The sequence below is a fragment of the Acidipropionibacterium timonense genome, from assembly GCF_900605005.1.
Taxonomy (GTDB): Bacteria; Actinomycetota; Actinomycetes; order Propionibacteriales; family Propionibacteriaceae; genus Cutibacterium; species Cutibacterium timonense.
Map to the genome: position 1 here is coordinate 1102871 of NZ_LR027558.1, position 13966 is coordinate 1116836.

Here is a 13966-nt window from a genome sequence, read left to right on the forward strand (position 1 = left end):
GCCCGGCGGGCGCTGGGAATGAGATGCTACGGAAACCGTAGTAATCTCGGGGGCCGTGACCGACAACCCCGACGGACCCCTGACGACCGAGGACTTCGCCGCCGACCTGGCACTCTTCTGCGGACGACTGCAGCGCCACGCCAAACGGCTGGCCGGTATCCCCGCCTCCTCGGTGACCTGGCGGGTGCTCCACATCCTCGAGGTGGCCGGGACGATGAGCGTGAGCGAGCTCACCCGCGCCGAGGGCAACAGCCCCTCGACGACGACCGACCTGCTCGCCCGACTCGACCGTGAGGGTCTGGTGGTCCGACGCCGACACCCCGAGGACGCGCGGACACGCCTGGTCGAGCTCACCGAGGCCGGTCACGAGTACTGCCGGGTCAGCGAACGACGCCTGGGTGCAGGCCTGGCGCCGGTGCTCGAGTCACTCGACGGCGTCTCCCGGGAGGCGTTGGAGGCCGCGCTTCCGGTGATCCGGCGTCTGGTCGACGACCTCGAGGGGTCCGCACGAGCCGCGAGGACGGCGTCATGAGGGGTCTCAGCCCTGCGGTGTGGGCCGTCACCGTGGCCTGCGTCTTCTCGTACATGGGCATCGGCCTGGTCGACCCCATCCTCCCGGAGATCTCGCAGTCCCTCCACGCCTCCCCGGGACAGACCGAGCTGCTCTTCACGACGTACCTCTTCGTCACCGCGCTCGTCATGTTCCTCACCTCCTGGGTGGCCTCGAGGATCGGCCGGAAGTGGACCCTGCTACTCGGGCTCGGCCTCGTCGTGGCCTTCTCGGCCGGCTGCGCCGCGGCGGGAAGCGTCGACATGGTCATCGGGTTCCGAGGCGGGTGGGGAGTGGGCAATGCCCTGTTCGTCTCGACCGCCCTGGCGACGGTGCTCGGGGCGAGCGCCGATCCACGTCGGGCCATCATGCTCTACGAAGGGGCGCTGGGGGCCGGCATGGCGCTCGGGCCCCTCGTCGGTGGGCTGCTCGGCAACATCTCCTGGCGCGGACCCTTCACGGGGACCGCTGTGCTCATGGGCATCGGCCTGGTGGCCATCGCGATCTTCGTGCCGAGGACTCGCCCCGCCGCCGGTCCCGCCTCGCTGAGCGCCCCCTTCCGAGCCCTGGCCGACCGACGGATGAGGCTGCTCATGGTGGCGGCGGTGCTCTACAACTACGGCTACTTCACCCTGCTCGCCTACGGGCCGTTCCCCATCGCCGAGGCCGCCAGGCGGGCCGGGACGACCTTCACCCCGCTCGATCTGGGCCTCGTCTTCTTCGGGTGGGGCGTGCTGCTGGCCGCCGGGTCGGTCTGGGGCGCCCCGAAACTCTCCGAACTCGTCGGCGTGCGCCGCACCATCGTCGCCGGGCTGGCCGCCCTGGCGGTGCTCGAGCTCGTCCTGGCGCTCGTCATCGTGCCCTGGGTGCAGATCGTCGTCGTCATCCTCGGCGGCAACGTCATCGGCGTCCTCAACACCGCCATGACCGAGCTGGCGATGTCGGCGACCGACCTGCCACGCGAGGTGTCGTCCTCGTCCTATTCGGGGGCCCGATTCATCGGGGGAGCGCTGGCCCCGACGATGACCGGGGTGCTCACCGCCGCGTTCGGGGTCGGCGGGCCGTACCTCGTCGGCGCGGTGGCTCTCGTGGCGACGATCCTCGTCCTCGTCGCCGACCGGGCCCGACGTCGCGCCGTCAGTGCCTGAGGCCCGCCAGGGCGGTCGCCCGGGCGAGGACGGCGTCGAGCATGTCGGCGGTGAGACGCCCGGTGAAGGTGTTCTGCTGGCTCACGTGGTAGCAGCCGAGAAGGACGACCTCGTGCGCCGCCGTGGACGCTGCTCCGGGTCGACCCAGGACCGCCTCGACGCCGTGCCCGAACCTCGGCGCCGGTGAGGGCACCTGCCAGCCGGCGCGACGTGCCGCGCGCAGGACGTTCGTCCACCCGATCCCCCCGAGGGCGACGATGACCCGGACGTCCCGCTGACAGGCGAGGAAGGCGTCGAACCAGGCCGAGCAGGTCGCCTGTTCCTGAGGCGTCGGCTTGTTGGCCGGAGGAGCACAGAGCACCGGCGCCAGGATGCAGCAGTCGGACACCGCCATGCCGTCGGCGGCGTCGGTCGACGTCGCCCGGCTCGCCAGGCCGGCCCGGTGGAGGGCGGCGAAGAGCCAGTCACCCGAGCGGTCCCCGGTGAACATCCGTCCGGTGCGATTGGCCCCGTGGGCGGCCGGGGCCAGGCCGACAATGAGGATGCGCGGGTCCGGGGGCCCGAGCGGCGGCACCGGACGACCCCAGTAGGGCTCGCCCCGGAAGGCGGCGCGCTTGGTCACCGCCACCTTCTCACGCCAGTCGACGAGACGAGGGCAGGCCCGGCACACCGAGGCCGCCGCGCGGAGGCGTTGCCAAGTGTCCTCGGGACGGGGGCGGTCCTCGGGGTGGGTGTCGTCGGGGGAGGTGAGGGAGGCCACGACGGACCGCACCTGCCGGGCGTCCCGCGCCACCGGGGTCGACGCCGTCGCCGGGTCGTCGGGCCAGCCCTCGCCCGCCAGGCTGGGGGAGTGCAATCCGACGCCGGTGCGGGGGTGGGGCAGGGGCGTCGAGGTGGGCGAGGGGCTCATGGGTCGAGTCTTGCACCGCCACGGGGAGTCCGACGCCGGCGCGTCGAGGTGGGCGCGTCGGGTAGCGTCGTCGTCCAGAGCCGACGTCACCGGACGCGGCCCGACTCCGCGAGGGAGCAGCCATGATCACTGCATCGGCATACATCGGGTTCAACGGCCGGGCCGAGGAGGCCCTCACCTTCTACGAGAGCGTCTTCGGCGGGGAGCTGCGCCTCATGCACTTCTCCGACATGCACATCGAGGACCATGGCGACTGGGTCATGCACGGCCAGCTCACCACCCCCGAGGGCTGGACCCTCATGTGCTCCGACAATCCGCAGGCGACGGTGCCGGAGTCCGACCCGAGGATCGGCCTGTGTCTGTGGGGAGACGACGAGGATCGCGCCCGCGCCCTCTTCGACGCGCTGGCCGAGGGCGGCGAGGTGACGACCCCGCTGGCCCAGCAGATGTGGGGTGACCTCTACGGCGATCTCACCGACCGGTTCGGGGTGAGCTGGTCGGTCGACGTCAGCCCGGCGCAGGTCTGAGCATCCGGGCCCGCAGGTGGGGGAGGAGTGATGGGCGGCGTCCAGGTGCAGCCCGGATTCGTCGTGGCCGAGTCCGACCTGTCGGAGCGGTTCTCGCACTCCTCGGGGCCGGGTGGCCAGGGCGTCAACACGAGTTCGTCGCGGGTCGAGTTGAGCCTCGACCTGCGGCGGGCGCGCAGCGTTCCCGAAGGCTTGCGGTCGCGGGTGCTGGCCAGGCTGGAACAGCGCGTGGTGGACGGCGTCCTCACCGTGGCCTGTTCGCAGTTCCGCGATCAGTTGGCCAATCGGCGTCAGGCCCGGCTGCGGATGGCGGCGATCCTGCGCGCGGCCGCGGCCCCACCGGCTGCCCGACGCCGTCCCACCCGGCCCTCGCGGCGGTCGCAGGAGCGTCGGTTGGACGCGAAGAAGCGGCGAGGTGCGGTCAAGGAGGGCCGACGGGCACCGCGGGAATGGTGACGGGCGCGTTGACGGCGTCCTGACGCCCGAGGCTGTCAGGATGGCCCCATGATGCGGATGCGGGTGCTCACCGAGACCGACCTCACCGACGCCGTCCTCGATGTGCTCGACGACGTCGCTGTCACCTGCGTGCAGGTTCATCGCGGTGCCCTCGTCGATCCGCCCGGTGACGTCGTCGAGGCCCATGTCGCCAGGGAGTCGGTCGATGGGCTAGTCGCGCGTCTTCGCGGACTCGGGGTCGAGGCCAGGGGAGCCATCACCCTGGACGAGGTGGCGACGTGGATCTCCCAACCGGCGCTGAGGGCCGACGAGGAGGTTCCGGGATCGGCTGCGGACGCCATGGTGTGGCCGTCGATCGTCCAACAGGCCTATGACGACTCCGAGTTGAACTGGACCTTCATGGGGTTCATCGTCCTGGCGACGTTGCTGGCGGCGGTGGCGATCGTCACGGACTCACCCATCCTCACCGTCGGCGCCATGGTCATCGGGCCCGAGTTCGGTGCCGTGGTCGCCGTGTCGTTGGCGGTGGTGAGACGCCGTCCCCGACTGTTGCGGCTCGCGCTGCGAACCCTGGCCGTCGGGTTCACGGTGGCGATCCTCGTCACCTCGGCACTCGCCTGGGTGGCCCGGCAACTCGGCTGGGTGACGACGGCCGCGGTGACCCGCAACAGGGCGGCGACGTCCTTCATCTACCACCCCGACCACTGGTCCTTCATCGTCGCCCTCATCGCTGGTGCGGCCGGTGTGTTGGCCATGACGTCGTCGAGACGCGGGGGACTGACGGGGGTCTTCATCTCGGTGACGACGATCCCGGCGGCGGCGAATGTCGGCGTCGGCCTGGCACTCGGGGAATGGGCCGAGGTGCGCGGATCGGTGGTGCAGCTCGTCGTGAACATCCTGGGTATGGCCGTGGCGGGATGGCTCACGTTGCAATCCCAGAAGCAGGTGTGGACCAGGGTCTCGAGGCACCGGCTGGTGAGGCGGCGGAGCGTCGGGGGCGAGGTCGTGTCGCGGTATCGGCCCTGAGCCGGCGCATGTGGGGCGACGTCCGAGGTTCTTGTGTGCCGGGGCAGCTGTTCGGCTGGCCCCTGGGCTCACTTTGCTCCGGAAACCGTCGCCGACTGGTCCCGGGGCCCACTTTGCTCCGGGATCTGTCGCTTGGCTGGCTGGCGTCCGGCACCTGGCGCGACCTTGCTCCGGAAGTCGTCGCCGGGCTGGCCTCCGGGGGCACTTTGCTCCGGGATCTGTCGCTTGGCTGGCTGGCGTCCGGCACCTGACGCGACCTTGCTCCGGAAGTCGTCGCCGGGTTGGCCTCCGGGGGCACTTTGCTCCAGAAGATCCACCTTGCTCCACGTATTCCGGGAGCAAGGTGCAAGTTCTGGCGCGTCGTCGACGAGGGCGGCGATCTGGGGCGCTAAGTGGTCCCTCGTTCCTCGCAGTTGCGGGCGGTGTCCTGTGACCTGTGTCGATCGACGGGTCGACGTCGCCAGAGCGTGCCGGTGTGTTGACGGCGCAGTCGGCGGCGTCATTCGCCTGTGGCGGTCAGCCCTGGTCAGGCCTGTCTGGTCTGGAGACGGCGCAGTCCGTCCTGCCACGTGCCCGCGCGGTCATTGGACCGTGGCATCCCAGGGCTTTAGCTCAGCAGCAGCGCAGTGTTGTCGTCAGTGTTGGTGTGTCGTGACGAGTTGTGGGCGGGGGAATCGCCCACGACGTCGGTGGGTGTCGGCAGCCGTCCGTGACGTGACATAATGTATCTTATCGGACAACAGCGACGGGCTGGACGAGGAGGGCGTAGAGGCCGTCAACGGCGAGGCGGCGACGATGACAAGCGGCTGCGAGGCTGCGACCATCGCAAGGCTGACTGCGTGGCCTTGAATTCACCGTCCTGGCTGCGTCGGCCCAAATGGAACGCACGGTGACGCCGGAACGAACCCGGGGCTCGGTGGCCAAGTGACGCGCCGCCGGCCGCGGCCCGGGGGCCCCCGCCAGGTCGTCATCGGTCGGCAGATCGAGCGATCGACAGTGGCGTCTCCCCCACTGACGTCGTCGCCGACTTCGGCATGTCGAGGGCCACCCTGGACCCACCCGGGATCCACAGGCTTCGGGCACACGAAGCCGGCATGCGCGCGTCGCGGCGCACAAGGGTCACCGTGGGCGTGAGCCACCGGCGGCCCGGTCGGCATCGCCGTGACTGCAACATATGTTGACATGCCGGGGGTTGTCAACATATGTTGCTTTCATGCCTGATCTGACGGCCCTGGTGCAGGACACGACCGACGTACGGCGTGCCCTGCGAGCCGTGGCGGAGCTGCGGCGCTTCACCGAGCGCCAGGAACTGCTCCTTGTCGAAGCCGCTCTGGAACAGGGCTGGTCGTGGCAGGAGATCGGCGACGCCCTGGGGGTCTCGCGCCAGGCCGTCCACCGCAAGTACCACACGCGCGTTCGGCCGGATCTGGCCAGACGCCATCGATCCTGAGGAGCAATCGTCATGGCCATCACCGACACGGTGACCCTGCAGAACGCGAGTTGGTGCGAGGCCACCCGGCTGCACGATGCGGAGGTGGACCTGCCCCACGTCTTCCTTGCTGCGCTGGCGCTCGGTGGGCCCGGTGCTGAGATCCTCGCGCGGGAGGGCGTGACCCTTGCGGCTGCCCGCCAGGCCCTGCATAAGGAGCGCGCGGCCCGACTCCGTGATGCCGGGCTTCGGCCGGACGTCGCCAAGAGCGGGCCGGCGTCTCGTCCCAATGCGCAGCTGCACCGCCGTGCGGCGGGTCATGTGCCGGCCACGGAGCGTGCCGCGAGCGTCATGGAGGAGCACCCCGACCTTGGCGGGATGCGACTGCTCCGAGCGCTGGTCACCGATCCCACCAGCGAGGTCCAGGCCATGCTGACGCGGTGCGGGTTGGCTCCGGCCCGTGCCAGGGAGCTGTTGCATTCGACCGGCGGCCCGGTCGCCTCGCCGCGACGCGACACCTTCCCCGCTCCTGTGGCGATCGGAGGGGCTCCGCTCCCGGGTGTCTCCTACGGCTTCTTCGTGAGCGCGCCGGCGGCCGCGGTGGTGACGGCCGCCACCGATCCGGAGAAGGTGACGCAGTGGTTGCCGCTGGGTGAGGTCGGGCACATGGAGGTGACCGACCAGTGGGTCGTCTCCTCGGTCAACCGACGTACCGTCACGGCCCAGGTGCACCGGGGCGACGATGGCAGGACCGTGGTGTGGAACGAGTCGTGGGATGGCCGCCCCGGAGGCTGGATCAGCCTGCACGCCGAGGATTGCCCGGGCGGGAGCCGCGTCACGCTGACCAGGACCCTGCGCACCAGCGGCCTCCTCGGCAAGCTGGCCGGTGACCTCGGCCAGCGATTCCAGACCTGGACCGTTCGCCACGCAGCGCAGAACCTGGCGTTCGTCTGCGCCGATGTGCCCGGCCGGGTCGAGTGATCCGGTCGGACCTCACCATGGCTTTGCGGGGCCGCCAAGGAACCCTCGACAGGCGCTCGGTACGGCGGTGGGGACGGGAGCACCTGCCGCTGTCATGATCGGACAGTGACCTCAACATTCCTCGCAGGGACACGCCTGCGCCTGGCCGACACGCCGGTGTCCGTCCGTCACGTGGTGACCGACTGGGTCGGCGGAGCCATCACCCATGTGCGGGACTGCCAAGGCGGCATGTCCCAGGGTGTCGCGAGCGTCGTGACCGGCCCGCGCCGGACGATCTTCGTGAAGGCCATCAGCGACACCATGAACTCCTACGCCGCTGATGCCATGCACCATGAAGCCGAGGCACTACGGCGCTTGCCCCGGCATCCGTCGATCCCGGCCCTCGTGCACAGCCGCACCCTCACCGACGCCTCCGACGATTGGGTCGTGCTCGCACAGGAGCCCGCGGCCGGATCGACACCCCAACCATGGACCACAGCGAGCATCGACCATGCGTTGGCCGCTTGGCAGGACCTCGCCCGCGCACTAGCCAGGCTCGACACAGCACTGTGGACGCCAACCGACGCCTCAGGCTTCCTGTCACGATGGGACGTCATCGCCGCATCACCGGATGACCCTTGGTCCGCCAAGGCAGTTGCTTGGCAGCATCGGTGTGGTGTGCTCGCGCGATCCGTCCTCGATGGTCGACTTGTGGTCTCCCATGTCGATCTGCGTGCCGACAACATCCTCATCGACGACAGTGCCGTCAGTTTCGTGGACTGGGCCCACTCATCACTCGCCGCACCATGGCTTGATCCTCTGCTGCTGGTCCTCGACGTCGCGGGCTCCGGTGCAGACCTGCACCTTGAGGGGACCGTCGATGTGCAACACCTCTGGGCCACTCACCCCACGACGAGGCACCTTCCTCCCGAGATGCTGTCGACTGGCGCGGCAGCACTCGCCGGCGGCCTGCACGTCGCCGCGGCCCGGACCATGACGGAACTGCCTCACCGCAACACCTGGGCCACCGCGATGGCCAACAATCTGATCCGATTCGCCGAAGCGACCGATATCCATTGACGACACAACGGTGCCGTGAGGCGTCACCGGTGGCGGGTGATCATGTAGCCGTCGTTGAGCTCTTCGACGTCGAAGGCGCTGGTGGCGCAGCACTCGAGAGCGGTTTGGGCGGTGGTGAGTGGCCAGCTTCTGCAATGGGCGATGTCCTCGAGGACGAGGCATTTGCCGTCGAAGACACGGAAGGTGTTGGTGAAGCTCACCGTACCGTCGCCGACGGGTCGCTGGGAGAACCAACGCTCATATCTCAGCTCGCCGAGCTGTCGTGTCTGGAGCAACTGGTCCGGCTCGTCTGTGGGCGGGTCCGGCGCCGAGCCATCCTCGAAGACCACGCCGCTGCCCACCGTGACGTGTCGGGCGAACAAGCGCCACGCCTCGGCACGTTGGTCGGGTGACAGGAAGTAGAGGAACCCGGTGGCCACCACTCCGCCCAAAGGGCCCTGGATCGGGGTGCGATCCAGGATGGTCGGCCACACGGTGACGCGCTCGCCGAGCCCAGGGGTCGTGACGACTTGGTGCATGAGGACCGTGCGCATCTGAGGGTCGGGCTCGACGGCGATGATCCGGCTGGTGGGGAGGCTCTCGGCGAGTGTCACGACGCCATCACCCGTTCCAGAACCGCAGTCGAGAAGTGGCAAGGTCGCGTCGAACCGCGCTCGGGCCCAATCGATCCTTCGCTGCATCGAGCCGAACAGCGATCCGAATTCAGGCCACGGCATGCGCCGATACTGGCACACCGCCGCGCGATGATTTGGCTCAACGCGCACCCGTGCCGCGAGAAGGGGATCCAGTCGAGCTCGGCGATCAGTAGCCCTCAGGGCGTCTCGGTGTCGGCGGTGCAGACACCGAGACACCCTTCAGGCATTCAGGTCAACGCCCCGCCCCCGCGTACTTCGCATGGGCGGCCTGACGACTGACGCCCAGGGCAGCGCCGATGGTCTCCCACGTCTGTCCCTTGGCGCGGGCACGGCACACCGCCTCTGTCAGGGCATCGTCGGCTGCTGCCAAGGCGCGCCGAGCGGCCATGATCGCGTCGAACGCGTCACCGTCGATCTCGGCGACGACGTCCGGACCGGCGCCCTCATGGGCATTCTCGAACCGGTCGGCGTCCAGGTCATTGATGTGCATCATCATCACCTTCTCTCAGGGCCAGTACTTGGGGCGGGCGGGCATGGCATGGACGACGGCGCCGGAGCGGCCAAGACCAATCTCCAGCATGGTGAGGTTTTCGGCGGGGCCGATCACCATGACCATCTCGTCCTCGGTCAGGAGGGTCTTGACCCGGTTGCGCAGCGCATGACGAATGTCCTGCTCACGGACGCCATGTCGGTAGGTGCTGTGCCAGACCTCGACCTCCATGCTGTCAAGGATTCCAGACACGCCGGAGTGTGTCAAGAAAACCAGACGGGTGCCCCTCGACCGGCGACCGGCGGCTCATCCTTCGGAGGTCGTCCACCCCTCCGGAAGCATCTCCATCGGTGTGACCGTGCTGTGCACCTCGACCGTCTCCTTCTCGCGGGCAGCCGATTCGATGGCGAGCACGACTTCGAGCACGTGCATCGCCAGTCGTCCGTCAGCCCGATGCGGCGTCCCGGAGCGAATGGACCTGGCCATGTCGACGACTCCTGAACCGCGTCCGTCCCCGCCGGTAATGCCCGGCGCGATGGCCTCGCCTTCGCCGCTCACCGTGTGGACGATGGTGTCTCCGTCGAAGCGGTTGGGATCAGGGAAGACGAGGGCGCCGTCGGTGCCACCGATCTCGAGCCGAGCGCGCTCGATGGGTACGTCGAACGACATGATGACAGTGGCCATCGCGCCCTGGGTGAACTCGAGGATCGCGCTGACATGGGTGTCGACCTCGACCGGGAACCTCTCCCCCGCGCGCGGTCCGGCGACGACGACGCGGCTGTCGTGAGTGCGCAGCCCGCGCGCCGTCACCCGGGCCACCGGCCCCAACGCCTGGACCAGGGCCGTGACGTAGTAGGGCCCGACGTCCAACACCGGACCAGCGCCGTGGGCGAAGAGAAAGGCCGGATTGGGGTGCCACAGGTCCGGTCCCCCGTACTGCAGACACGCGACTGCGCTTGTCGGGGTGCCGATGCGTCCGGCTCGCAACTGGCCGAGGGCGGTCTGCAATCCCTTGCCGAGGATGGTGTCCGGTGCGCACCCCAGCCGCACCCCGACGCGATCGGCCAGGGCGAGCAGCTCCTGCGCCTCGGTCAACGTCACCCCGAGCGGCTTCTCTGACCACACGTGACGCCCGCCCTCGAGAAGTCGCCTCGTCGTCTCGGCGTGGGCCTGCGGTGTCGTGAGGTTGACGACGAGCTCGACGCTGTCATCGGCGAGCATGGCGTCGAGGCTCCCCCACCGAGGCACGCCGTACCTCGCGGCGCACTGGGCCGCGGCGTCCGGCCGCCGCGCGGCGATGAACCGCACCTCGACGTCGGGCGCGGCCCCAAGAGTCTCGAGATACTGGCCGCTGATGTTCCCGGGCCCGAGGATGCCGACGCCGAGTCGGTGGTCTGCTGAACGCATCGTGGCCTCCGCGGGTCCGTGGGCCACGATGGTCCGGCGGCCCGTGCGGCCCACGCTACTCGGCTGCTCCTCGTGCCGACGGGGCACGGTGGGGCATGTCAGAGCCCCGCATCCCGGACGCGGCCACCATACCCACCAGGGGTATCCTTGAGACGTGCGTCGCGACACCAATCCCCCAGCCCCCAGGACGACGCTGCCGCCCGCCGGTCCGCCGTGGTTCTCCTCATGGGCATCGGCGTCACTGCCACCCTGGTCGACGCCTTCTGGCACCAGCGCATCCTGGCCGGCGTCCTCCTCGTGGCGGCGTGGCTCGTGCTCCTCGGCCTGGTGACGGCGTTCACCGTGCGCTGTGTCCGGTCGCGCGAGGCGTTCCTGTCGACCGTGCGGCACATCGACGAGGTGCCGATGTGGGGAACGGTCGCGATGGCCATGCTCACCGTCGGCTCGGCGACGTCCGGGGTCCTCCCGTCGCTGTGGCCGACCCTGTCCGACGCCGCCTGGCGCATCGACCTCGTCCTCTGGCTGCTCGGCACGCTCATCGGCCTGGTGAGCACGGTGACGTTCACCCTCCGGCTGCTCGGGCGGGCATGCGGGCGGCCGGTCATGGTGTGGGGGCTGGCGGTCGTCTCGCCCATGGTGTCCTCGACGTCGGGCGCCCTCCTTGTCGGACACGTGCCGGTGGGCTGGCGCGTGCGGCTGCTCACGGCGTCGGCGGCGTGCTTCTGCACGGCGTTGTTCATGGGGTGGGCGGTCTTCACCGGCGCGTGCCACCATGCGTGGCGGGTGGAGCCACTCCCCCTCGCCGTGACCTGCACCGCGTGGATCCCGGTCGCGCTCGTCGGACAGTCGGTCGCTGCCATCCAGGCGATCGGCGGCCAGCTGCGGGCGATGTTGAGCCCGGTCTTCAGCGCGCAGGTGCCGCTCGTCGTCAACACCTTCAGCTGGATCGTTCTGGCCTGTGGCGTGCCGCTGGTCGTCTGGGTGGTCGTCGTCACCGTGCGCGCTTTCGCCGGGCACATGCCGTTCAACCCGAGCTGGTGGGCCCTCACCTTCCCCATGGGCAGCATGGCCCTGGGGCACCGGCTCCTCGCGGTAGGCGCTCACTCCCCGGCCGTCGACGTCCTCGGGCAGGTGTGGACGGCGGCGCTGTGCCTGGCGGTGGTGGTGCGCGCGGGGGCGACTGGCGTCGCAGTGATTCAGCGACCGGCATGGGCGCACGCCGAGTAGCGAGGTTGTGCCGTCGGCAGCCCGCCACATGATTGTCGACGACTGACGCCCGGAACACCTGTTCGACGCTCGCTTCCCATGCGTCTGCCGACCGGGCATCGACGCCCACTAAGCTGCCGATGACCGGCTCGCAGTGAAGGGATCTCATGGCTCCGCAGGGTTTTCAGGACAAGGTCGCGTTCGTGTGGAAGGTCGCCGACGTGCTGCGCGGCACCTTCAAGCAGCACGAGTACGGCTCGGTCATGCTGCCGTTCCTCGTCCTGCGCCGGATGGACGCCGTCCTCGAGCCGACGAAGGCCGACGTCGTGGAGTTCGCCAAGGGCCTGGTCGAGATCAGCGGCGGCATGGATCGCATCCTCAGGAACAAGGCTGGGCAGCGCTTCTACAACACCTCGCCGTTCACCTTCACTTCGTTGCTGAGCGACGACAAGCACCTGGCCGACAATCTCACCCAGTACATCGCCGGCCTGTCCAGTGACGCCGCCACCGTCATGGACGCCTACAACGTCGACGACAAGATCGCCCGACTCGACCATGCCGGCATCCTCTATCAGGTCGTCGCCGCCTTCGCCGACCTCGACTTGCGGCCTTCGGTCGTCTCCAATGAGGCGATGGGCTACATCTTCGAGGAACTCCTGCGGAGGTTCTCCGAGATGAGCAACGAGACCGCCGGCGAGCACTACACGCCGCGCGAGGTCATTCGGCTCGTCGCAGACCTTCTCATCAAGGGGCAGGCCGGACGCGACCTGGTCGAGAATCAGATGCCGGTGCGCACCATCTATGATCCGGCGGCTGGAACCGGCGGAATGCTCATGGTGACGATGGATCGGATCAAGGAGCTCAATCCGAACGCCATCGTCAAGGTGTACGGGCAGGAAATCAATGACGAGACGTGGGCCATCGCCCAGTCCGACCTCATGATGCAGGACATCCCACCGGAGCAGATGCGCAACGGCAACACGCTGACCAGCGATGCGTTTCCCGCCGACAAGTTCGACTTCATCCTCGCCAATCCGCCGTACGGCGTGGACTGGAAGGCATACGCGCAACCCATCAAGGACGAGGCCGAGCGGCTCGGTATGAACGGACGCTTCGGGGCTGGACTCCCCCGCGTCTCCGATGGCTCCTTCCTCTTCCTTCAGCACATGCTCAGCCATATGAAGCCAGTGACGCCGTCCAGCCCAACGGGCTCCCGGGTGGGCATTGTCCTGTCGGGTTCTCCCCTTTTCAGCGGTGCCGCCGGATCAGGAGAGAGCGAGATCCGACGGTGGATTCTTGAGAACGACTGGCTTGAAGGCATCGTTGCGCTACCCGATCAGATGTTCTACAACACCGGAATCTCGACCTATGTGTGGATTCTGACCAACGCAAAGTCCGAGGCCGAACGAGGCCTCGTCAAGCTCATCGACGCCCGCGACATGGGCACGAAGATGCGCAAGAGCCTGGGCGACAAGCGCAAGGAACTCACCGACGACGCCATTGACGAGATTGTCCGGCTCTTCGGCGGGGCTCGGGATGAGTTCGCCGATGACAAGCGGGTCAAGGTGTTGCCGCGGGAGGCGTTCGGATTCCAGCGGGTCACCGTCGAGAGGCCGCTCCACCTGCGGTGGGAGGTCACGGCGGACGCCGTCCAGGGCGAGGACTTCGCACCCTACGCCGAGCTGGTCGGCAGGAAGTTCGAGACGGAGAAGGAACTCATGGCCGAGGTGTCAGGACTCTCCCCCGCCAAGCGCAGGAAGTTCGCCGCGGCCTGTGCGGTGACCGACCCCAGCGCGCCTGTGGTCCTCAAGAAGGGCAGGCCCGAGCCGGATTCGGACCTGCGAGACCAGGAGAACATCCCGCTGCCCGAGGGGTGGTTCGATCTGGACGACGCCGAACGCGAGCGAGTGCTCATAGACGCCGCCGAGGCACACCTGCGCGACGAGATTCGCCCCTATGTCCCGGACGCGTGGATCGACCACAGCAAGACGAAATTGGGGTTCGAGATCCCGTTCACTCGCCAGTTCTACGTCTACGAACCGCCGAGGCCGGTCGAGGAGATCGCCGCGGAGATCAAGGAGCTCGAGGCGCAGATTCAGGAGTGGATGAAGGGGCTGGGACTATGAAGACGGTGCCAGCACG

The 13966-nt window shown here is 68.8% G+C and carries 15 protein-coding genes; 10 read left to right on the forward strand and 5 right to left on the reverse strand.

The window, feature by feature from the left end; genetic code table 11:
• Nucleotides 1-55: 55 nt before the first annotated feature.
• Complete coding sequence (locus E0E30_RS13890; protein ID WP_245306513.1) at nt 56-532, forward strand: MarR family winged helix-turn-helix transcriptional regulator; 477 nt, start codon at nt 56-58, stop codon at nt 530-532.
• On the forward strand, nt 529-1698 hold the full coding sequence (locus tag E0E30_RS05265) for an MFS transporter (protein ID WP_130865392.1): 1170 nt from the start codon (nt 529-531) through the stop codon (nt 1696-1698). Before E0E30_RS13890 ends, E0E30_RS05265 begins: the two co-directional genes overlap by 4 nt.
• On the opposite strand, the gene E0E30_RS05270 is transcribed toward E0E30_RS05265, so the two are convergent.
• Complete coding sequence (locus tag E0E30_RS05270; RefSeq protein WP_130865393.1) at nt 1688-2608, reverse strand: uracil-DNA glycosylase; 921 nt, start codon at nt 2606-2608, stop codon at nt 1688-1690. The two genes, E0E30_RS05265 and E0E30_RS05270, sit on opposite strands and share 11 nt — an antisense overlap.
• A gap of 122 nt (nt 2609-2730) precedes the next feature.
• On the opposite strand from E0E30_RS05270, the gene E0E30_RS05275 reads away from it, so the two are divergent.
• From E0E30_RS05275 to E0E30_RS05300, 6 genes are all read left to right on the forward strand, one after another.
• Nucleotides 2731-3135, forward strand: coding sequence for a VOC family protein (locus E0E30_RS05275; protein ID WP_130865394.1), 405 nt, complete (start codon nt 2731-2733; stop codon nt 3133-3135).
• Nucleotides 3136-3165: 30 nt separating this feature from the next.
• Complete coding sequence (gene arfB, locus E0E30_RS05280; protein WP_130865395.1) at nt 3166-3591, forward strand: alternative ribosome rescue aminoacyl-tRNA hydrolase ArfB; 426 nt, start codon at nt 3166-3168, stop codon at nt 3589-3591.
• A gap of 48 nt (nt 3592-3639) precedes the next feature.
• Nucleotides 3640-4617: a DUF389 domain-containing protein gene (locus tag E0E30_RS05285; RefSeq protein ID WP_130865396.1), complete on the forward strand. Its 978-nt coding sequence runs from the start codon at nt 3640-3642 to the stop codon at nt 4615-4617.
• A 1213-nt stretch (nt 4618-5830) separates the two neighbouring features.
• Nucleotides 5831-6067 carry a helix-turn-helix domain-containing protein gene (locus E0E30_RS05290; RefSeq protein ID WP_130865397.1) on the forward strand — a complete coding sequence of 79 codons (237 nt, stop codon included), beginning with the start codon at nt 5831-5833 and terminating at the stop codon, nt 6065-6067.
• A 12-nt stretch (nt 6068-6079) separates the two neighbouring features.
• Nucleotides 6080-7027, forward strand: coding sequence for a Clp protease N-terminal domain-containing protein (locus E0E30_RS05295; RefSeq protein ID WP_130865398.1), 948 nt, complete (start codon nt 6080-6082; stop codon nt 7025-7027).
• A 171-nt stretch (nt 7028-7198) separates the two neighbouring features.
• Complete coding sequence (locus E0E30_RS05300) at nt 7199-8086, forward strand: phosphotransferase (protein WP_130865399.1); 888 nt, start codon at nt 7199-7201, stop codon at nt 8084-8086.
• A gap of 23 nt (nt 8087-8109) precedes the next feature.
• Here the strand turns inward: E0E30_RS05300 and E0E30_RS05305 are convergent, their stop codons facing one another.
• The 4 genes from E0E30_RS05305 to E0E30_RS05320 form a co-directional block, all read right to left on the reverse strand.
• The gene (locus E0E30_RS05305; RefSeq protein ID WP_167853890.1) at nt 8110-8850 is read right to left on the reverse strand and encodes a class I SAM-dependent methyltransferase; all 741 of its coding nucleotides are present in this window, start codon (nt 8848-8850) and stop codon (nt 8110-8112) included.
• A 103-nt stretch (nt 8851-8953) separates the two neighbouring features.
• The gene (locus E0E30_RS05310; RefSeq protein WP_130865401.1) at nt 8954-9211 is read right to left on the reverse strand and encodes a hypothetical protein; all 258 of its coding nucleotides are present in this window, start codon (nt 9209-9211) and stop codon (nt 8954-8956) included.
• A 15-nt stretch (nt 9212-9226) separates the two neighbouring features.
• Complete coding sequence (locus E0E30_RS05315; protein ID WP_130865402.1) at nt 9227-9442, reverse strand: hypothetical protein; 216 nt, start codon at nt 9440-9442, stop codon at nt 9227-9229.
• A gap of 75 nt (nt 9443-9517) precedes the next feature.
• Nucleotides 9518-10618 carry a Gfo/Idh/MocA family protein gene (locus tag E0E30_RS05320; RefSeq protein ID WP_130865403.1) on the reverse strand — a complete coding sequence of 367 codons (1101 nt, stop codon included), beginning with the start codon at nt 10616-10618 and terminating at the stop codon, nt 9518-9520.
• Between the two features lie 225 nt (nt 10619-10843).
• Between E0E30_RS05320 and E0E30_RS05325 the strand changes: the two genes are divergently transcribed.
• A complete protein-coding gene (locus E0E30_RS05325; protein WP_130865404.1) occupies nt 10844-11845 on the forward strand; it encodes an SLAC1 family transporter in 1002 nt (333 codons plus the stop codon).
• A gap of 146 nt (nt 11846-11991) precedes the next feature.
• Nucleotides 11992-13950: a type I restriction-modification system subunit M gene (locus E0E30_RS05330; RefSeq protein WP_130865405.1), complete on the forward strand. Its 1959-nt coding sequence runs from the start codon at nt 11992-11994 to the stop codon at nt 13948-13950.
• Nucleotides 13951-13966: the final 16 nt, after the last annotated feature.